The organism is Rhizobium sp. CIAT894, assembly GCF_000172795.2.
GTDB lineage: Bacteria > Pseudomonadota > Alphaproteobacteria > Rhizobiales > Rhizobiaceae > Rhizobium.
On record NZ_CP020951.1, the window covers coordinates 67,573 to 88,291 of the forward strand.

Below are 20,719 nucleotides of genomic sequence, written 5' to 3' on the forward strand. Positions count from 1 at the left end.
CCTCAGGCCTCCTTGTACCAGAATGTATCCGGCATGTAGATGCCGAGATAGGAGGTGGGATCGAAGCCGTAGAGGGCTTTCGCCGGCATGTTCTGCAGCTTGGCGGCGCGAAGGATCGGCTGCAGCGTGCTGTTGATCAGGCCGATCGAGAACACCTGCTGCGTATAGAGCGACAGCATCTTGTGCCAGATCACCTGGCGCTCCTCGAATTTTGCCGTCGAGCCCCATTGGCCGAGCAGATCGACCAGTTCGGCCGCTTCCGGCAGGTCGGGTGCTGCGCCCTCCTGACCGGCCGAGAGGTAATGCATGCCCCAGAGCGGCCATTGCAGCTGATCGTCGAGCGTCGGCGCCAGCCCCGAGGGCGACATGTCGGCTGTGGGAACGCCATTGTCGAGGCCGTACCAGATCGACATCATGATCGTGCCGCTCATGGCGCGGTTGCGGAAGACATCGCGCTGCGAGGTGCGGGTATAGAGGGCCAGGCCGATATTGGCCCAGTGATCGTGCACCAGCTCGAGCACGTCGGTATCGAGATTGCTCTCGCCGGCGGTCTCGACGGTGATCTCGGCGCGCCGCCCGTCCGGCAGCAGGCGGATGCCGTCATCGCCGCGTTTGGTCAGGCCGAGTTCGTCGAGCAGGCGGTTGGCCTCGTCGGGATCGAACTTGACGAAGGCATCGGCATATTCCTGCTTGAACAGCGGGCTGTCGGGCAGGACGGTATCGGCGCTCGGCGTGCCCAGACCGTAGAAGGCGACCATGTTGATCTCGTGCCGGTCGATCGCCAGCGACAGCGCCCGGCGCAGGCGCACGTCGCGGAACAGGCCGCGCCACACCTCGTCGGCGCAGTTGAGGTTCGGCAGGAGTGTGATGCGCGAGCCGCGCGCGACCTTCCAGAGATCGACCTTCACCGGGAAACGCTTCTCAGCTTCTTTCAGGAAGGTGTAGTCGTTGAAATCGATGCCGGTCGCCTGCAGGTCGGCTTCGCCGGCCCCTGCCTTGGCGGCGATGATCGACGATGAGGAGACGTTGAGGATGAAGCGGTCGAGATAGGGAAGCTGCCTGCCGGTCTCGTCGACCCGGTGGAAGAACGGATTGCGCTCGAAGACGAACTGCTCGGCCGGCAATGGCGTCCTGTTGTGCCAGGGATCGAGCGTCGGCAGGTCGGGATTTTCCGGCCGGTAGGACCTGGCCATCTTGATGTGCAGGTCCTGCCATTTCTTGGCGCGGTTGGCCTGCATCATCTGTTCCATCTTCGCCTGGTCGGGCTGATACTTCTTGTGGAACTGCTTGAGGTAGTGCGCCGGCCCGACGATGACGAGCGGTATGGGCCCTGCCAGGGTCGGCAGGAACATCGGGTTGGGTTTTTCCCAGGTGTAGCGCACGGTCAGCGCATCGAGCATCTCGAAGCGCGGCAGGCTGCCATGCGGGCGAAGCTCCAGCGCGCCGCCGCCCGGCGTCAGCTTGTCGTTCAGGATCACGTCTTCCCACCAGTAGCGGAAATCGTCGGCGGTGAACGGCTGGCCGTCGGACCATTTATGGCCTTCGCGCAGCGTGAAGGTGAAGACCGTGTCGTCTTCCGATTGGAAATCGGCGAGAATGTCAGGCTGGAACTGCAGATGCTTGTCGTAGCCGACCAGGCGGGCATAGCCGTAGATCGTCATGAAGCGGATGTCGCGCTGGCTGCCGATGATGGTGCGCACCGTGCCGCCGTAGCTGCCGGGTTCGAGCCCCATTTCCTTCAGATTGACGATGCGCGGGCGGGCAGGAAGGCGCTCGGCCATGCCAGGCAGGCTGCCCGAGGCCAGCCGCTCCTTCAGGAATTCCGGCTCACCGGCCTGTTGCGCCCGAAGCACCGAAGGCGCGATCGCCGCACCGACGAGGCCGCCCAGAAAAATGCGACGCGTCACCATGAGCGCAACTCCTTGGCATCGGCGCCCTTGCGGGCGCGCACCAGATGGCCGTCGCCGAGATCGGCATAGGCAAGCTCGGAGGCGTCGTCATGCTCGGCGGTGAAGGTCGCCCCCCAGTTCTGTTTGTCGGCGGCGCCGTTTTCCCGGAGCGCCTTGAAATCGAGCGGCCGGTCGAGATCGGGGAAGGGGACTGCGGCGAGCAGCGATTTCGTATAGGGGTGCACCGGATCGCGCAGGATGATCTCGCGCGGCGCGATCTCGACGATGCGGCCCTTGCACATGACGGCGATGCGGTCGGCCATATAGTCGACGACGGCGAGATTGTGCGAGATGAACAGATAGGTCAGCCCCAGCTCCTTCTGCAGGTCCTTCAACAGGTTGAGGATCTGCGCCTGGACGGAGACGTCGAGCGCCGAGACCGGCTCGTCGAGGATGACGAGCTTGGGCCCGAGCGCCAGAGCGCGGGCGATGCCGATGCGCTGGCGCTGGCCGCCGGAAAAACTGTGCGGGTAGCGGCTGAGATAACGCTTGTCGAGGCCGATCGCCGCCATCAAGCCTTCGACCTTGCGCTTGCGCTCGTCGCTGTCGCCGCGGTCGTGAATTTCAAGCGGTTCGCTGAGGATATTGCGCACCGTCATGCGCGGCGAAAGCGAGGAGACCGGATCCTGGAACACCATCTGGATCTTGGTGCGCAGTTCCTGCAGCTCAGTGCCTTTGACGGACAGTACGTCGATGATTTCCTTGCCGTCGTTGAACACGACAGCGCCGCCGTCGGGCGTGACGGCACGCATCAGGATCTTGCTGAGCGTCGTCTTGCCGCAGCCGGATTCGCCGACGAGGCCGAGACATTCGCCACGGCGGATGTCGAAGCTGACGTCGTCGACGGCGTGCACGACGGCGGCTTCCTGCTTGCCGAGGAAACTGCGTTTGCGCGTCCTGTAGGTCTTCGAGAGATTGGCGACCGAAAGCAATGTGCCCGGCGCTTCGGCCTGCAGCGGCTTCTTCTTGCCGACGAGGGTTTCGAGGTTGACCGGCACGTCGCGCAGCGCCTTCAGCCGTTCGCCGGGTTTCATGTCGAAATGCGGAACGGCGGCCATCAGCGCCTTGAGATAGGCATGCTGCGGGTTGCGGAAGATCGCCTCGACCGGCCCGGCCTCCATGATCTCGCCGTGATAGATGACGACCACTTCGTCGGCCATGTTGGCGACGATGCCGAGATCGTGAGTGATGAGCAGCATCGCCATGCCGAGCTTGGCCTGCAGATCGCGCAGGAGCTCGAGGATCTGTGCCTGGATCGTCACGTCGAGCGCCGTCGTCGGCTCGTCGGCGATCAGCAGCGCCGGCTTGCAGATCAGCGCCATGGCGATCATGGCGCGCTGGCGCATGCCGCCCGATAGTTCGAACGGGTACATGTCGTAGGTGCGGTGCGGATTGGAGAAGCCGACGAGGCCGAGCATCTCCTCGGTCCTGGCGCGTGCTTCCTGCTTGTCGACGTCGGTATGGATCAACAGCACTTCGCTGATCTGGTTGCCGACGGTGTGAAGCGGCGACAGCGAGGTCATCGGCTCCTGGAAGATCGTCGCCATGCGCTTGCCGCGCAGATCGCGCATCTCTTCGCTGTCGCGCGGCAGCGACAGGATATCGGTCGTGCTGCCGTCGAGCGGATCGGTAAAGAGGATGCGGCCCGACGCCTTGGCCGGGTTGGGCAGGATGCCCATGACCGACTGGCTGATCACCGATTTGCCGGAACCGGACTCGCCGACGAGCGCAGTGACCTTGCCCGGAAGGATGCGAAGATTGGCTTCTTTTACGACACGCAGCCGGTCGCCGAAAACCGAGAAGGAGACGTCGAGATTTTCAATACGCAACAAATCCGCTGCAGACGCCATACCAATGAAATTCCCCAGTCTTCTGTGTTCCCGTTAAGGCACACTATCGTACCGCAAACGGGGTGTCTAGCAGATGACAATTGAGGGAAAACTGTCGCGTTCCGCCAAAGTTCCCTTAGGCGAAGCACGCAGATTGAGGACGGAGTCTTGGCGTTTTACTGGATGAATTTCTCCATGCTCGTCTGCTTGACCTGTTTCTTGGCGTCGCGATGCAGGAGGATGACCTGCTCGGCTTCCGACAGCCCGTTCTGCACCGCCTCGCGGAAGCTGTCGTCGACATTGATCTCGGGGGCCGGGGCGCGCGGCTGCAGCACCGTGACCTTCTGGCGGATGCCGCGCAGCTTCTCTTCGCCGAGCCTCGTCCATTCGCCGCCGCAATAACCGGCGAAAGCCTGGCTGGCGACGACCTCGCGGCTATATTTCTTGGTGAGGATCTGCAGCCGCTGCACCTCGTTGACCGCCGAGCCGAAGGCGGAGAAGGTCAGCCGGTCCTTGAGGCCGACATTGCCGAACATGACGTTGCCGACATGCAGGCCGATGCCGTAGCCGACCTTGCTGAGGCCTTTCTGCTCGCGGTCCCTGTTGAGTTCGGCGACCCGCGCCTGCGCCTGATGGACGGCCGAAAGGGCTGCCTCGCAGGCGATTTTGGACGGATCCTTGTGGCGCCCGCAGGGATAGACGGCCAGGAAGCCGTCGCCGAGGAAGCTCAGGATCTCGCCGCCGTTGCGGTTGAAGGGAGCGGCGATCGCGTCGAAGAACTGGTTCAGCGTGTCGATATAGGCCTGACGGCCCTCTTTTTCGGCATACATGGTGGATTCGCGCATGTCGCCCATGACGAGGGCGGCGCGGATCGTCTCGCCGTCGCCGCGGCGGATCTGGCCGTTCAGCACTCGTTTGCCGGCATCGCCGCCGAGATAGGTGGTCAGCATATTGTTGGCGAGCTTGCCGAGCACCGCCATCTTGGCGGCGACCGCCAGATGGTTCTGCATCCTGATGAGCGCATCGATCATATCGTCGGAAAAGCCGTTATGATGGTCGGTCGACCAGGAGCCCATCATGCCCTGCACCGAGCCGTCGCCGAAGGGCTGCACGAAGGCAAGGTAATCGGTGATGGCGTCCTTGCGCAGGTCCTCGAAGATCGGGAATTCAGCCGGCCCTTCCTGCATCAGCCGGCGGCGGATGTGCTGCAGATTGTTGTCGAGCAGGTAATAATAGGGGCTCTGCAGAAAGCGGTCCGGCTTCTGCCCGGCCGGCATGCGGAAGCCCTCGATGGTGACGCCGCTGGCGCGCCGCCAGGTAAAGCTCAGCGCGTCATAGAGCGGATGCAGCATCGAAAAGGTCAGATGCACACGCGCGATCGGCAGGCCGGCGGCGGCGAGCCTCTCACAGAAGCCGCGCACGATGTTTTCAAGCTCGTCTCCGGCCAGCGAAGAGTTCGTCAGCCATTCAGCGACCCGATCCAACAGGATGGAGGACACGCTGGATTCGATCGTGCTCATTCTCGGTATGATCCTCATCAGGCACGTCCATCCCCAAGAGCCAAAAATCCCCCGGCCGGCACATTTTCATGCGCAGGTCAAAAGGAAGTCAGGATGTACGAGCGGTATTATTTGTCAACGATCTGCCGAGAGCCCGGCAGCGGCACCCCTCTGCTCCCCGGTCGGAGATCGGACGGGCAGTCCTTTCATGGCGGTTCACTGTCAAAAGTCAAAATAGGGATGCTGCAAATGCGAAACAATGGGATCGGGATTTTTTTGTGCGCTCAAGTTGCAACAAAGGATTGTGCCGGGGCATTTCGGCCACACCTGGGGAGGGGTCTTGGTCGCAAACCGATGGTATTGCCGCCGAGGAGAAGAGGAAGATCTGACATCGGGTTTAATTCACCGCGATCATGCATTAGATCAGCTTCCTGATTTTCCCGTTTGAGAGATCCCGCCTTGGCCACCTCCACCTTCGACACGCTTTTGCAGAAGATCGAAACCCGCGCGGCGCGTGCCGGCGTCATCGGGCTCGGCTATGTCGGCCTGCCGCTGGCGATCGCGGTGGCGCGCAGCGGTTTTGCGGTGACCGGCTTCGACATCGACCCTTCCAAGATGGTGGCGCTCGATGCGCGCCGCTCCTATATCGACGCCGTCAGCAACGAGGCGCTTGCCGCCGAGATCGAGGCGGGGCGCTTCCAGGCAACGACCGATTTCGCCGGTCTTGCCGCCTGCGACGTCATCATCATCTGCGTGCCGACGCCGCTGACCAAGCATCGCGATCCCGACCTTTCCTTCGTCGAGGCGACGTCGCGCTCGATCGCCGCGCATTTGCGCGCCGGCCAGCTCGTCGTGCTGGAATCGACCACCTATCCCGGCACCACCGACGATATCGTCAAGGTCATCCTCGAAGGCACCGGGCTGAAATCCGGCGCGGACTTCTTCGTCGGTTTCTCCCCAGAGCGCGAGGATCCCGGCAACCAGCATTATCATACCGCCACCATCCCGAAGGTCGTCGCCGGCGACGGCGTTGAAGCGCTGGCGCTGATGAAGGCCTTTTATGGTGCCGCGGTCTCCACCGTCGTTCCAGTCTCCTCGAACGCGACGGCCGAGGCGGTGAAGCTTACGGAAAACATCTTCCGCTCGGTCAATATCGCCCTCGTCAACGAGCTGAAGACCGTCTATGCGGCGATGGGCATCGATATCTGGGAAGTGATCGACGCGGCCAAGACCAAGCCCTTCGGTTACATGCCCTTCTATCCCGGCCCCGGCCTCGGCGGTCATTGCATCCCGATCGATCCCTTCTACCTCACCTGGAAATCGCGCGAGTACGAGCTGCCGACCCGCTTCATCGAACTGGCCGGCGAGATCAATTCGGCGATGCCGCGTTATGTCGTCGGCAAGCTCGCCGAAGCGCTCGACATCCACGCCGGCAAGGCGCTGAGCCGCAGCCGGGTGCTGGTGCTCGGGCTTGCCTACAAGAAGAACGTCGCCGATATCAGAGAAAGCCCGTCGCTGCGGCTGATCGAGATCATCGAGGAGCGCGGCGGCCGGGCAGACTATCACGACCCCTTCGTTGCCGAGATCCCGCCGACGCGCGAATACCAGGCGCTGAAGGGCCGCAGATCGGTGGCGCTGACGCCGGAAGCTATTGCCGGCTACGATGCGGTGCTGGTCGCGACAGACCATGACAGCGTCGACTATGCGACGCTTGCAAAAAGCGCTGCGCTGATCATCGACACGCGCAACGTCTTCAACCGGCTTGGCCTTTCGGCCGACCACGTTATCAAGGCGTGACGGAAACAGCCGAAAGCGCCTTGCCGGTCATCCGGCTGGCGGCCACCGCATAACCGCCTGATGCGCCATCGATGAAATGCATGTGGTCGCGCGAAATCGGCGTCGGCACGAAGCAGGTCATCAGCGCCGAGGCCTGCCGATGCAGGCCGTAGCGGGCAATGCCCCTGGCCTGCGCCGCTTCCAGCAGCGTCTCGATCCGTTTCAGGTGCTCGGCATCGACGTCGACGGTCATCTTCAGCCCGTCGTCGAATTTGCGGAAATCGGAATTGCCGGCGACGTCGCTCTTGTAGCGGCGCGCATCGAAGCGGCCGAGCGGGATGCCGAGCTTGTAGCATGCCACGGTGATGGCAAGCTGCAGGAAGATGATGAGCTTCTGCCGCAGCCGCCTTCCGGCCGGCGCGGTGGCCTTGGCCTCGCGATTGATGCCCTTCAGCGAGAAGGCGAATTTCGGCCCGTCGGCCGGCACCGGATGGCTGCCGCGGTTCTGCTCGGCGGTGATGGCGACAATGCCGTTGACGAGGGCGCGGAACTCTTCGCCCGGTCGGCCTTCGCCGGGCACGGCGATGATCGAGACGATTTCGCCGTTCTCGGCTTCGATCGGGCTCCAGCGGCAGGAGAGGCCGGTCAGATCCGGGCGGGTTCCGGCGGCGGCGCGCTCGACGCCATAACGGCCGAGCTTCATTTGTCGTTCGGCCCAACTGGTGCCGCCGCCCCAGAACATCGCATAGGTGACGTGCGGGCTGGCGGAATATCGCGCGACACGGACGTCCAAGCCCTCCGCACGGGTGTCGGCGACCGGAACGATGGCGATGCGCAGCATCAGGCTGAGATCCTCCTCCACCCAGACCTGCACGGCGGCGAGAGCATCGCGCGCCGCCTGTTCCAGCGAGCCCGGAAGCGCAATCAGCGCGCCGTCGCCGCCGAAGACGAAGGGATAATCGCCCTTGCCGACGGCATTCAGCACTGCCGATATGACGCTGGCGCCCGCCATGTTGACGTCCTTGTAACGGCCGCCGGCGATCGCCTGCGTCGAGCCGACGATGTCGGCGACCGCCAGAACCCATCCCTCGGGCAGCGGCCGATAATTGGCGGCATCGGTCACGCCCTCGAAGGCGCTGAAGAGCGGCACGGCGGCAAAGAAATCTTCGTCGGTTACGGTTTCCATGTCCTCGACCTTAGCACAGACCCATATTGCCACTGCAACGCCAATTCCCATTTACGGCAATCGACTTGGCAAGGTTTCATGTGTTAGCACGCATCCATGATTTTCATGACGGATACGGAATAGATGAGCCGCCTCGACAGCTTCATTCGCCGGTTGACGGCTCAACGCGATATTCTGAACGCGATCATCGGTCTGGTGGGCGAAATCGAGGGTCCGGTGCTGGAGTTCGGCCTCGGCAACGGCCGCACCTATGATCACCTGCGGGAGTGCTTTCCTGGCCGCCGCATCGTCGCCTTCGACTGGGAGGTCCGCTCCTATTCGGCCTCGACACCGGAGCCGCAGGACATGGTCACCGGCAATATCCGCGAATCCGGCCAGGCCTTCCTCGGCATCGGCGCCGCCCTTGCCCATGCCGATATCGGCACTGGCCATGACGAGATCGACGCGGTGACGCTGACCTGGCTGCCGCAGCTGATGGCCGGCGTGCTCGCCCCAAACGGCATCGCCGTCAGCGGCCTGCCGCTGGACCATCCCACCCTGGCGGCGCTGCCGCTGCCCGAGGGCATCAAGGAAGGCCGTTATTTCCTCTATCGCAAGAGGTAATACGCCAGAGCATCAGCCCTGGCGTATTCCGGTTCACGCCACCAGACCTTTGGTCAGTTCCAGCGCCTGCCGCTCGAACAGCCGGCGATAAATGCCGTTGTTCAGCCGGATCAGCGCCTGGTGGTCGCCTTCCTCGACGATGTTGCCCTTGTCGAAGACCAGCAGCCGGTCCAGCGCCCGCACCGTCGAGAGCCGGTGGGCGATGACAAGCGTGGTGCGGCCGTTCATCAGGCGTTCCATCGCCTGCTGGATCTGGACTTCGCTTTCGCTGTCGAGGCTCGACGTCGCCTCGTCGAGGATCAGCACCGGCGCATCGGCGAGGAACGCACGGGCAATGGCGACACGCTGCCGCTCGCCGCCCGACAGTTTGACGCCGCGCTCTCCCACCATGGTCTCATAGCCCTTGGGAAGGCCCATGATGAAGTCGTGGGCGCTTGCCTGTTTGGCCGCCTGCTCGATCTCGCGGCGCGACGCGTTCGGCCTGCCATAGGCGATGTTCTCGGCCAGCGTGCGATGGAACAGGATGGGCTCCTGCTGCACGATGGCAATCTGGCCGCGCAGGCTCGACTGCCTGACGCCTGAGATATCCTGCCCGTCGATGCGGATTGTGCCCGACGTCACGTCGTGGAGACGCTGGATGAGCTTGACGAAAGTCGTCTTGCCCGAGCCCGAATGCCCCACCAGTCCCACGCGCTCGCCCGGCTTGATGGTGACCGAAAAGTCCTCGTAAAGCGGCGTGGGATGCGCGCCATATTGGAAGGTGACGCGATCGAAGACGATCTCGCCCTCGCCAATCGCAATAGGCGTGGCGTTCGGCCTGTCCTCGATGCCGAGCGGCATCTTGTCGAGCAGCACCAATTCTTCCATGTCGTTGACGGCCCGCTGCAGATTGCGGATGTCCTGGCCGACATTGCGGAGATAGCCCTGCAGAACGAAGAACATCGCCAGCACGAAGGTGATGTCGCCAGGCGTTGCCAGCCCCTGCCGCCACATGACCAGGCCCGTGCCCAGAATGCCGGCCTGCATGGACACCATCATGAAGCCCTGGATCGTGCCGCTCGATGTGCCGCGCTTCCATGTCCGCCGCGTGCGGCTGTCCCATTTGGCGAGCACATGCCGCAAGCGTGCCTCTTCGCGGTTTTCGGCGCCGAAGGCTTTGACCACCGCATTGCAGCTGATCGCATCCGCCAGCGCCCCACCCAGCTTGGTGTCCCAGGCATTGGCAAGCCTTGCCGCCGGCGATACGAAGCCCATGGAAAGCGCCACGGTCACGCCGATATAGATCAACGATCCCAGGGCCACGATCAGGCCCATGACCGGCCAGTAGCTGCCGAGCACGAGACTGGCGCCGACGAGCATGACGATCGACGGCAAGAGGGCGACCAGCAACAGGTCGTTGAGCGAATCGAGCGCCCACATGCCGCGAGTGATCTTGCGCACCGTCGAACCGGCAAAACTGTTGGCATGCCAGTCGGTCGAGAACCGCTGTACCTTGTGGAAGCCGTTATTGACGACATCCGCCATGATGCGCAGCGTCAGCCGGATGATGCCGTTGAAGATGAACCAGCGCAGCGCCACGCTGGTCATGCCCAGAGCCACGACGACGACGAAGGCACGGAGCGCCCCATCCGCCACATTGCCGCCGGCAATGGCATCGACGATCCGGCCCGAGAACACCGGCACCATGACTTCGGCGAGCGTGCTTGATATCACCAGCACGACGATAATGCCCACCAGGCCAAGCCGATGGCGCCAATGATGAAAAACAAAGCCGAGCACGTTGCGATAGGCATCGGCGCGGAAATCGAGCTTCTTGCGAGTCATTTAACCAGCCCGGCCCATGTCGACGCCGGTCCTCAAAGCGAGAGTTAAAAGGCGCACAGCCCAAGCGGGAGATAAAACGATCCCGTCAGATCAATCGGGCTATGAAGGAAGAGAAGACCGCATGTGGCGCACCCGAGGCGGGCCGCGAATGGCAATGACCTAGCGTCGGGACATGCCACATGGGAAGGTTTCGATGATTGCTGATGTCATTCAACGCCTCCCTTGTTCGATTGAGCGGTGAGCGTTTTCTACCGAACCAATTCGCTGTTGCCAAGCGGATATTTGCAACCTGATGGAAAGTGATGCGGAAACGACACACCTTTTGCGGTTGCGGGCCAATGGCTTGCCCACAACTGCATCGCTAGCGGCCTGACGCTGGATCGGCAGTCAGGTGACCCGCTTATTGCAATTTATACGTTTGAATTGTAGCTGCTTTATCCGAAACGACTATCAAGCAAGACGTCGATATGTCTTTGGGCCATCGCGCTCATAGCAAGCAGCAATGGGCATTGAAATGAGTTTTTCTGAGGCTGTTCGAACAGTCTTGACGCAAAAATATGCGACCTTTTCCGGCAGGGCCACCCGCTCGGAATATTGGTGGTTCATGCTGTTCTGTTTGCTGGTGCTGCTCGCAATTGGAACCCTGGCAGGTGCGATCATTATGAGCGGAGCCGCGACACCGGCTGAAGCTTTCGTGGTCATTGGTGGATTGTTCGTACTCACAATTCTTTTGCCGCTGATGTCCCTGCAAGTTCGTCGCTCCCATGATCGCAACATTTCCGGCTGGTGGTATCTCGCGCTGGTTATCTGCAAGTTTATTCCCTATTTGGGCCTCGTCGCAGTCTTAGTGATTGTTGTTATTTCGATGCTTCCGGGCACCACGGACTCAAACAAGTTCGGGCCGGATCCGCTGCGACCGGAACTAAGAGCAGAAGTCTTTGCCTAGGGCATCTGGTCGGCTGCTGTGGCTCTGTTCCGCTGGGCGCAATTTCGCATCAGGCGGCGCGTGTTTGAAACAACCGACTTATTGCAATTTCTGCGTTTGAATTGTAGCTGTTTTTCATCTGATATTACTACTGTGGCAAGCCGATGGTGAATCTGCTGGTCACGGCGATTGCAAGCAGAAATGGGGGCATTTTCAAATGGGGTTTACTGAAGCTGTTCGGACTGTGCTGAAGAAGAAATACGCAACCTTTTCCGGCAGGGCTTCCCGGTCGGAATATTGGTGGTTCATGCTGTTTTATTTTCTGGCGATGGTCGTACTTGGGTTTCTGGGCGGTGTGCTCGCCTTCGCTACCAGTGGCGGCGGAGCTGTGTCACCTGCTAGCTACGCTGTAGTTATTTGCGGATTGTTCATCCTCGCGATACTTTTGCCGCTAACAGCTCTGCAGGTTCGCCGCTTCCATGATCGGAACATTTCCGGTTGGTGGTATCTCGCGCTGGTCATTCTGGGCTTTATTCCCTATGTCGGTTTCGGTACGGGTCTTGCGATTTTCATTATCGATGTGCTTCCGGGTACTGAAGGCCCAAACAAGTTCGGGGCGGATCCGCTGCGTCCGGAGATAAGAGCTGAGGTCTTCGCCTAGAGCATGATCATCCGCAAAGTCGGCCTGCTGGTGGCTCTGTTGCTCGCCACCTCGGCCCAGTTTCCGCCCGCACAGGCGCAGGACGGCGACAATCAGCAGGTTGAGGGCGGCGATCATCAGAAGAGCGCCGCCGCAGCCGAATATGCCGCGCAGTGCTCGCAGAACGGATTGCGCTGTACGCTCGTCTATGGCGACGTCTCGGCAAAAGCCGGGCCGACGTCGAATACGGCGACATCGTCGCCACAACGCCAGCCGCTGATCGTCCCGCGCGAGACCGCCGTCAGCGGCCCGCTGGCGGTTGCCGTGGTGCTTGTCGGTCTCATCGCGGTGATCGGCTTGTGGATACGCTTCGGAAACGGTGGTGTCTTGCTCGCATCGGCTCCCCGCGAAATGAAGCGGCAGGGCGAGGCGCCGGAAAGCTGGCGCACCTCACAGGGTGCGGCCGAGGAAGCGCCGAACGACTTCCTGCAGCGTATTGCCGCCATGGCGGATCGACGGCAGGCCGTTGTCCTGCTGCTCAGGCATTGTCTGCTGCATGCGGCTGATATGACGGGAACCCGTCTTTTCCGCTCGGACACGGAACGCGCCGTTTTCGCCCGCCTGCCGAAAAACATACCCGACCGCGAGCGTCTTGCAAATTTCCTCACTGCGGTGGAACTCGTGCATTACGGCGGCCGCGCCGTTGCGGAAAATCATTTCAACACCCTTCTCGCGACGGCGCGTGGCCTGCTGTCGATGGGCAGGTTGGCCAATGCGTAACGCGGCCCCCGCTTTCATCCTGGTTCTCTTACTTGGGCTGGCAGCGCTGGTATTTTTTGTGCTGCCGCGGGGCAGCGAGTACGACCGCTCACCCCTCGGCAACAAGGGATTGGAAGTGTGGCTGCAAGCCAAGGGCATAGCCGTTGTCCGATCCGATGCCCATGTCGCCCGATCGCGGTCCGATGTCTCATTGCGCATTCTTCCCTTGCCCATATCCCAAAGCGAGGCTGCCGCACCGCGGGCAGGCGGGGAATCGAATGCCGGTGGTCTTGAGGCCAGTGGTCTTGAGGATTGGATCTATGAGGCAGATTCCTACGAGCTGCCGACGCTGATCATCATGCCGAAATGGCGTGGCAGCGTGTCGAAGGATGGTATTGCCAGGCAATCGGACCTCGTTGATCTCAGCGACCTCCACGGCGAACTCGGCAAGATCGAGCTCTCTGATTTGCGCCTCGGTCGGCACGGGCCAGGTTTTGAGGACGCACAGTCAGGCTTGGCACCGGCCCAGTCAACCAGGATCGCCTTGTATCAGGCACAAACCTTCGTCCGGTCGAGCCTGCCGGGCGGCTGCAAAGAACTCGCCGGCATGCCGTCTGGCGCGCTGATCGTGGCTTGCGATGATCACCCTGACGTCTATCTTCTGTCGGATCCCGACCTGTTGAATAATCACGGAATGGCCCTGGCCGATAACGCCTCCTTCGCCGTGTCGCTCGTCACGCTGCTTCGCGGCGCCGACGAGACGCGGCCGATCTATCTGGATACGGCAGGCGAACCTCTAGACCGCGAAAAACCGGTGGACGAGGGTAAGTCCTATGAGCGTTCGGCCACCGATCTGAAGCGGTTTTTCGCCTATCCCTTGTCGGTCATCTGGGGAACGCTTCTCGTTGTCGCAGCGATCTGCTTCTGGCGCGGCGCCTATCGCTTCGGGCCGCCGTTGAGCGATACGTCCGGCAACATCGAACTGTCGAAGACCGCAGCGATCGACGCCACGGCGCGGCTCTTGCGCCTGTCGGGCAATGACGGGCGGATGGCCGGCCAGTTCGTGCTGCATGTGCTTGCCGATAAAGCGCAGTTGCTGTTCGGATCGGGCGCCGGAAATCAGGCCGGCATAGCGCGCCTGTTTCAGCGCCTGGCGCGCCAGGATAAGGCAGGCGCGCAGGCATTGCACGCCGCAGCCGAGGCGCTGATCGAACGCGGACATGTCATGACGCGCTCGGATCTGCATCGCAATCTTGAGACATTCAGGAAAATGTTAGGGAGCTTTGAGCTTGGATCTAGGTGAATTTCGCAATCTCATCGCTGCGGTTCGTGGCGAAATCGGCAAGGTAGTGCAGGGGCAGGACGCCATTGTCGATCTCGTCCTGATTTCGATCTTTGCCGGCGGGCACTGCCTCGTCGAAGGTCCTCCCGGCACGGCCAAAACCCTGCTTGCCCGCTCGGTCTCCGCCGCCATGGCGCTGGACTATCGTCGCATCCAGTTCACGCCCGACCTGATGCCCGGCGATGTGCTGGGGGTCAATCTTTTCAACTTCCAGACAAATCAGTTCCACCTGACCAAGGGCCCGGTCTTTACCGACATCCTGCTCGCCGATGAGATCAATCGCGCCCCGCCGAAGACGCAATCGGCTCTGCTGCAGGCGATGAACGAGCGGATGGTCACGCTTGACGGGGCCGATTACTCCCTGGGCTCGGATTTCTTCGTGCTGGCGACGCAGAACCCGATCGAGCAACAGGGCACCTATCCCTTGCCGGAAGCACAGCTCGATCGCTTCCTGTTCAAGCTTGTCGTCGATTTTCCCAACCGCGACACCGAGATCGCCATCCTGTCCAGGCACGCCAGCCAGGCGCTGAAATCGGATCTGCGCAATGCCGGCATCCGTCCGCTCGTCACCAGCACCGCGCTCGCCGAGGGACGTGCGCTGATCGATGCGATCCGCCTGGACGAGACGATCCTGACCTATATCGTCGATCTCGTGCGCGCCACCCGCTCCGATGCCGATATTCTCTACGGCGCATCGACGCGCGCGGCAGATGCTCTTGCCTCGGCCGTGCGCGTGCGCGCAGCCTTCGAGGGCCGGGATTACGGCTTGCCGGACGATGTTCAGGCGTTGCTGGTGCCGGCATTGCGCCATCGCATCATTCTGTCGCCCTCGGCGGAAATCGATGGCCGCACGCCGGACGAGGTGTTGCGGAACATCATAAACCGCGTGGATGCGCCCCGTTAAATGCGGCCATCCCGGTATCTGATCGCGCTTGTTCTGATTTTGGCTGCGGTGACGGTCTTCGTCAGCGTCTGGTGGCGCGACATGAATTATCCCCTGCTCGGTCTATGGGCGGCGCTTGCCGCATTGACGGCTGCCGATCTGGTGATATCGACCGTGTCGAGCCGGATGGCGATCGAATTCGACCTGCCGCGGCAGGGCTTTGTCGGCCACACCGCGGCGTTGACGATCGGCATAAGCCCGCAAAAGGGCGCGTTGCCCGGGAATATCGAGATCCGCCTCGATCTCGCTCCCGAGCTTGTCGTCGGCGAAAGCCGATTGCCGGGCGCACCTGAAGACGCCGGCGAAAAACAGGCCAAGGCCGTTCTCGATCTTCGCCTGACGCGGCGCGGGCAATACGCGGTCCATGACCTGTGGCTGAAATGGCCATCGCGGCTCAAGCTGCTCGACATCATCGCACGCATGCCGGTCGGACAGGAGATCGCCGTTCTGCCCGACATATCGCCGGTGCTGTCTGGGGCGATCAGGACCCAGATCCTGCCGCTGGAAGCCGGCCAGAAAGATCTGCGCCTGCGTGGCGAGGGATCGGAATTCCATCAGCTGCGCGAATTTGCCAACGGCATGGATCCGCGCAGCATCGATTGGAAGCGGTCGGCGCGCATGCGCAGTCTCGTCGTGCGCGAGATGCGGGCCGAACGAAACCACCAGATCATCCTGTGCGTCGATTCCGGGCGGCTGATGGCCGAGCAGCTTGGCGGCTTCACCAAGCTCGACCGCGCCATCAATGCGGCGCTTGCCATGTGCTGGGGGGCGGGGCTCGCCGGCGATCTCGTCGGCTTCTACAGCTTCGACAGCCGTCCGCGCCTGTTCGTGCCGGCCCTGCCGGGGCGATCGGCCTTTCCCAGATTGCAGACGGTTTGCGCCGGGCTGCGCTATGAAACCCAGGAAAGCAATCATACGCTGGGGCTGACCCATCTGTCGGGACGCCTGAAGCGGCGTTCGCTGATCGTGATATTCTCCGATTTCGTCGACAGCATCACGGCGGAACTGATGATCGAGAATATACAGGTGCTCGCCCGGCATCATTTCATCGTCTATGTCGCCTTGCGCGATCCCATGCTGCAGAAGCTTGTCGAACCCGAGGAGATCAGCATGGACGCCGTCGCCCGCTCCGTCGCAGCGCGCCAGATCCTGCAGGAGAGGCGGGCCGTCATGGAAAAGCTCGGGCGCCTCGGCGTGCTTTGCCTCGACAGCACCCCGGAGGCGCTGACCTCGGACCTGATTGCGCGCTACATCGAAATCAAATCCCGTGAGATGATATGATGGATATCGGTATCGATGGCAGGATAGACAGGCCCCCGACGGCGGATGCCGGCGCCGGCCAGACCGATATGCTTCGCTCGGCGCGCTTCCGGGTGGAGCGCGAGGCGCATTGGCGTCAACTGGACGAGTTGGTGACGCGCGCCGAAAAAGGCGGCGTAGCCGCGCTCGGTTATGATGAAGTCCGCAATCTTGCCGCCGGCTACAGGCAGGCGATGAATTCGCTGAGTGTCGCGCGCGACATCTCGCTCGATCGTGCCCTGATCGCCTATCTGGAAAGCCTCTGCGCCCGGGCCTATCTGGTCGTCTACGCGCCGCAGGAAAGCCTGGGCGGCCTTGCGACCCGTTTGCTGCTGCATGGCATTCCGCAGGCGGTGCGCCGATCGGCCCTGCCGCTGTTCATCGGCTTTCTCGCACTCATTCTGGGGGCCGTCGCCGGATACAGGCTCTACCAAAACGACCCAAGCTGGTTCTATACCTTCGTGCCTCCGGAGATGGCCGATCAGCGCACGCCCGATGCATCGGTCGATTATCTCCGCTCGACGATCTATGGCGACGAACGGCATGACAGCGACCGGCTGGCCGCATTTTCTACCTTTCTGTTTTCCCACAACACCAGCATCGTCGTCCTGATCTTCACACTCGGTGTTTTCGTATCGCTGCCGAGCTTCGTTCTGACCTTTTACAATGGCCTTATCCTCGGCGCGTTCTTTGCGATGTTTGCGCGGAGGGGGCTGGGTTACGACGTGTTCGCCTGGCTCTCGATCCACGGCGTGACCGAGCTTGCGGCCATCGCCATTGCCTGTGCGGGCGGCGCGAGGCTCGGACTTGCCGTTCTTCTGCCGGGCGCGCGAACGCGAAAGGAAGCGTTGCGCCATCAGGGGCATGATGCCGTCAAGCTCGCGATCCTCGCGGCAGTGATGCTTGTTGTGGCAGCCTTGATCGAGGGATTTTTGCGTCAGCTGATCCAGGATCCGGTCTGGCGCCTCGCCATCGGCTGGGGAATGGGTCTCTTTTGGATATGCTGGCTGCTGCTCGGCGGCCGCGACAGCAACGTTTCGCGTGGGCCCGCGCGATGAACCAGCCAGTCACGGACGGCAAACGCGTCGAACAGTTCATCCCGCCGGAGGGCGTTCCGATCAGTTTCGCGATCGGCGCGCTCGGAACCCGCTTCGGCGCGCAATTCCTCGACATTCTCTTCACTACTCTGTTCATCTTCGTCTGTGCGTTCGTTATCGGCTTCACAGGGCTCCTGCCTCCGAGTGCCGAGACGATGCTGGTCATCCTGCTGGGTTTTCTGGTGCGGACCCCCTATTACATTCTCTCGGAGCTCATCTGGAACGGCCGCACGCTCGGAAAAAAGATAACCGGCATCCGCGTCATCAACGTCAACGGACGGCGGCTGACACCACACCAGGTGACCGCGCGCAACCTGATGAAAGAGGTGGAGATCTTCGCTCCCATCACCCTTCTGGCGTCGATAGAATATCAATCGGCGTGGGAAAACGGTTTGACGTGCGCCTGGCTTCTGGTGGTCGTGATCGTTCCCTTGGCCAATCGGCGCCGGCAACGGCTCGGCGACATCATCGCCGGCACCCTGGTGGTCGACAATCCGCGTTCCGTGCTGCTCTCCGACCTCGCACTGCCTGCGTTTGCCGCCGCATCGTCGCAAGCGGAATTCGAATTTCTGCCGGAACATCTCGATGTCTACGGCAAATATGAGCTGCAGACGCTGGAGGACGTGCTTCGCGACTCGACGAAGACGTCCAACTACAAGGAGATCGAACAGATCGTGCGCACCATCACACGGCGAATCCGCTATTCGGACGCCGTGAAGCCCAGCCAGGAGCTGGTTTTCCTCAACGAGTTCTACCGCGCCCAGCGCGAGCATCTGGAGAGCCTGAAGCTGTTTGGGACGCTACGCGAGAATAAGTATCACGAGCATACGAAAACAGAGGCGAAGAAGTTGATTTGAGGCGGGGCGAGTGCGCGGGTGAATCTCGATTATCGAATGTCAGCTTTGCTGATCGGGCTATATCGGACATAGCGTGTCTGACGCATGGCAAAAGGCTTGATCTAACAACCGCTCTCCCGAACAAGCTCCCACAGATCAACCTTCTCGGCCCGCCCCTTCACCTGCACCAGACCCAGCGGCCGAAATTCGAAGCGATCGCCAACGGCGTCATGGATGGCGGCACTGACCAGGATCGAGGTGTGGTATTCCTTGTTCAATCCTTCCAGCCGTGAGGCGACGTTGATCGTATCGCCCATGGCCGTGTATTGCTGCCGCGAAATCGCGCCGAAGCTGCCGACGACCGCGGGGCCGGTGTGCAATCCAAATCGCGTGACCAGCGCAGGACGGCCGTTCTTGCCGTTTTCCGCGTTCAGGCCGTCGACTGCCGCTTTCATGGCAAGTGCGCATCGACAGCCGTTTTCGGCATGCCTTACATCCGGGACCGGGGCGTTCCACATGACGAAAATGGAGTCGCCGAGATATTGGACGACTGTCCCGCCATGGCTCTCGGCGATGGTGTTCAGCAGTTCGAAATAGGCCGACAGCGTATCGACCACATCTTCGGGCGAGTTGAGCTCGGATATGGTCGTGAAGTCTCTGATATCGGTGAACAACACGCTCACATCCTGCCGCTTCGCCTTGACGACCGCTCGCCCTTCCGGGCTGACGATCCGCCGCACGACTTCACGCGGGACATAGAGGGCGAACTGGCCGATGGCGTGGCGGCTTGCCGAGAGCGCGCTCGCCAACGTGTTGATCTCGCTGATCCACGAATGCGACAGGGCTTTCTCGCCGACATCGAGATCGCCGATCCTGCGCGCCTCGTCGGCGAGCCGATAGAGAGAGCGGCTGACCATGCGTGAGAGAACCACCGATGCAGCGACACCGGCAAGCACGAAGGCGCCGGCAATCAGGAGATTGCGCACGAGCAGCCGGTTGGCCTCAGCCACAAGGTCTTCCAGCGGCACGACGATTGCGGCGGTGCTTCCCTTGAACAGACCGGATATGCTGACGGGAGCGATCTGCACGAGATAACTTTCCCCATCGAGATCGAGCCGCGCCACGCCGCCGTTTGCAAAAGCGGGATCCCGCCGCAGCCTGATGACCGTTTCAAGACTGGTGTCGAAACCGTTTGTCGTCATGGCGAAGGCGCCTGATGTTCTCGACCATATTGCGATGATCCTGCTCATGATATCGGGGTCGGAATGGGCAACGAGCTGACCGCCGCCATCGATGATGTACGCGCGGGCATGCGGCGAAATCCCCTGCGCATCCAGCAGGCGGCTGATGGTCTGCAGGTGAATGTTGATGCCGACGACCACCCGGCCGTCGCCCTTCATCGGCGCCGCGATCGTCAGCGTCGGAACCTTGAGCGTTCCGGTCACATAGGGTCCGACGGAGACCGGAACCCCGTCCTGAACGGCGGATTGATACCAGGGGCGTTGCCGAGGATCGAAAGACGCATCTTCGACGTGCCGCTCGCCGATCGGTCTTGCCGTGCTGTCGAGAAAGCGGAACGTCGACAGGACGTCCGCGCTTTGCCGCTCCGCGATCGTTCTGATCGCGAAGGCCGCATCGTCAGGCGCCGCGAGTGTCTGGCGAACATCCCTCCTTGCGGCATTGATGACCTGCAGGTACGAGCCGTCGGGATATCCGGTATAGATGCTCGTCGCTTCGGGGACGTTTCTCAGGACTTCCAGAAAGAGTTCCTGTTTTGCCGCGATATCCCGAGGCGGCGGGGAGGCGAGCTGCGGCAGGGTCGATGCCAGCGCGATCGCCTCGGTGCCTCCCTCCAGCGTGCTGCGGTATCCCTCGATCAGCCGCAGGCTCATCCCGCGCATCTGCTGCACGCCGGCATTCACCGCAGCATCGCTTCCCTGCCTGAATGCCATCCAGATGATCGGCATCGACGTGCAAAGCAGCGATGCGACGACCAGGACGCCGAGATGCACTCTAAGCGGTTTGGACCAGCGCACGAGATTTCCCTCGAAATGCGGACACCTCTCAGCGCAGCTGTCGCCCCAAGGCTCGTCTAACCGTGCATGAAGAGCGTCCCCAATGACGGCAGCTAACCGCTTTTTCCGGGCTTGCACAAGATCCGGTCTTTGGCGGCGGCGCAACAAGCCGGGACCTTCTCCTCCAACTGGTTCTG

General features: G+C 61.9%; 16 protein-coding genes. 10 read left to right on the forward strand and 6 right to left on the reverse strand.

Going from position 1 to position 20,719, the window contains the following annotated elements; genetic code table 11:
* Positions 1-2 precede the first annotated feature (2 nt).
* The 3 genes from RHEC894_RS26610 to RHEC894_RS26620 all read right to left on the reverse strand — a co-directional run bounded on the left by RHEC894_RS26610 (position 3) and on the right by RHEC894_RS26620 (position 5,298).
* Positions 3-1,910, reverse strand: a complete 1,908-nt coding sequence (locus RHEC894_RS26610; protein WP_085739743.1) for an ABC transporter substrate-binding protein — start codon at positions 1,908-1,910, stop codon at positions 3-5.
* A complete protein-coding gene (locus RHEC894_RS26615; RefSeq protein ID WP_085739744.1) occupies positions 1,904-3,799 on the reverse strand; it encodes an ABC transporter ATP-binding protein in 1,896 nt (631 codons plus the stop codon). The genes RHEC894_RS26610 and RHEC894_RS26615 overlap by 7 nt, the downstream gene beginning before the upstream one ends.
* 155 nt (positions 3,800-3,954) lie before the next feature.
* Complete coding sequence (locus RHEC894_RS26620; protein WP_085739745.1) at positions 3,955-5,298, reverse strand: adenylate/guanylate cyclase domain-containing protein; 1,344 nt, start codon at positions 5,296-5,298, stop codon at positions 3,955-3,957.
* A gap of 438 nt (positions 5,299-5,736) precedes the next feature.
* Here RHEC894_RS26620 and RHEC894_RS26625 point away from each other — a divergent pair, with 438 nt between their 5' ends.
* A complete protein-coding gene (locus RHEC894_RS26625) occupies positions 5,737-7,074 on the forward strand; it encodes a nucleotide sugar dehydrogenase (protein WP_085739746.1) in 1,338 nt (445 codons plus the stop codon).
* Here RHEC894_RS26625 and RHEC894_RS26630 read toward each other — a convergent pair.
* Positions 7,064-8,239, reverse strand: coding sequence for a DUF3095 domain-containing protein (locus tag RHEC894_RS26630; protein ID WP_085739747.1), 1,176 nt, complete (start codon positions 8,237-8,239; stop codon positions 7,064-7,066). The genes RHEC894_RS26625 and RHEC894_RS26630 overlap by 11 nt on opposite strands.
* Before the next feature lie 123 nt (positions 8,240-8,362).
* Between RHEC894_RS26630 and RHEC894_RS26635 the strand changes: the two genes are divergently transcribed.
* On the forward strand, positions 8,363-8,842 hold the full coding sequence (locus tag RHEC894_RS26635; RefSeq protein WP_085739748.1) for a class I SAM-dependent methyltransferase: 480 nt from the start codon (positions 8,363-8,365) through the stop codon (positions 8,840-8,842).
* Between the two features lie 33 nt (positions 8,843-8,875).
* Here RHEC894_RS26635 and RHEC894_RS26640 read toward each other — a convergent pair whose 3' ends face one another.
* The gene (locus RHEC894_RS26640) at positions 8,876-10,666 is read right to left on the reverse strand and encodes an ABC transporter ATP-binding protein (RefSeq protein ID WP_085739749.1); all 1,791 of its coding nucleotides are present in this window, start codon (positions 10,664-10,666) and stop codon (positions 8,876-8,878) included.
* Positions 10,667-11,180: 514 nt separating this feature from the next.
* On the opposite strand from RHEC894_RS26640, the gene RHEC894_RS26645 reads away from it, so the two are divergent.
* The 8 genes from RHEC894_RS26645 to RHEC894_RS26680 all read left to right on the forward strand — a co-directional run bounded on the left by RHEC894_RS26645 (position 11,181) and on the right by RHEC894_RS26680 (position 18,528).
* Positions 11,181-11,612 (forward strand): DUF805 domain-containing protein, encoded by a 432-nt coding sequence (locus tag RHEC894_RS26645; RefSeq protein WP_085740124.1) that lies wholly within the window; start codon positions 11,181-11,183, stop codon positions 11,610-11,612.
* A 196-nt stretch (positions 11,613-11,808) separates the two neighbouring features.
* Positions 11,809-12,252 (forward strand): DUF805 domain-containing protein, encoded by a 444-nt coding sequence (locus RHEC894_RS26650; RefSeq protein WP_085739750.1) that lies wholly within the window; start codon positions 11,809-11,811, stop codon positions 12,250-12,252.
* Positions 12,253-12,255: 3 nt separating this feature from the next.
* Positions 12,256-13,011 carry a hypothetical protein gene (locus RHEC894_RS26655; protein WP_085739751.1) on the forward strand — a complete coding sequence of 252 codons (756 nt, stop codon included), beginning with the start codon at positions 12,256-12,258 and terminating at the stop codon, positions 13,009-13,011.
* On the forward strand, positions 13,004-14,293 hold the full coding sequence (locus RHEC894_RS26660; RefSeq protein ID WP_085739752.1) for a hypothetical protein: 1,290 nt from the start codon (positions 13,004-13,006) through the stop codon (positions 14,291-14,293). Before RHEC894_RS26655 ends, RHEC894_RS26660 begins: the two co-directional genes overlap by 8 nt.
* Complete coding sequence (locus RHEC894_RS26665; protein WP_085739753.1) at positions 14,280-15,236, forward strand: MoxR family ATPase; 957 nt, start codon at positions 14,280-14,282, stop codon at positions 15,234-15,236. Before RHEC894_RS26660 ends, RHEC894_RS26665 begins: the two co-directional genes overlap by 14 nt.
* Positions 15,237-16,556: a DUF58 domain-containing protein gene (locus RHEC894_RS26670; RefSeq protein WP_085739754.1), complete on the forward strand. Its 1,320-nt coding sequence runs from the start codon at positions 15,237-15,239 to the stop codon at positions 16,554-16,556. It begins immediately after the preceding gene.
* Positions 16,556-17,632 carry a stage II sporulation protein M gene (locus tag RHEC894_RS26675; RefSeq protein ID WP_085739755.1) on the forward strand — a complete coding sequence of 359 codons (1,077 nt, stop codon included), beginning with the start codon at positions 16,556-16,558 and terminating at the stop codon, positions 17,630-17,632. The genes RHEC894_RS26670 and RHEC894_RS26675 overlap by 1 nt, the downstream gene beginning before the upstream one ends.
* Positions 17,629-18,528 (forward strand): RDD family protein, encoded by a 900-nt coding sequence (locus tag RHEC894_RS26680; RefSeq protein ID WP_085739756.1) that lies wholly within the window; start codon positions 17,629-17,631, stop codon positions 18,526-18,528. Before RHEC894_RS26675 ends, RHEC894_RS26680 begins: the two co-directional genes overlap by 4 nt.
* Positions 18,529-18,629: 101 nt before the next feature.
* Here the strand turns inward: RHEC894_RS26680 and RHEC894_RS26685 are convergent, their stop codons facing one another.
* Positions 18,630-20,543, reverse strand: coding sequence for an adenylate/guanylate cyclase domain-containing protein (locus RHEC894_RS26685; protein ID WP_085739757.1), 1,914 nt, complete (start codon positions 20,541-20,543; stop codon positions 18,630-18,632).
* Positions 20,544-20,719 lie beyond the last annotated feature (176 nt).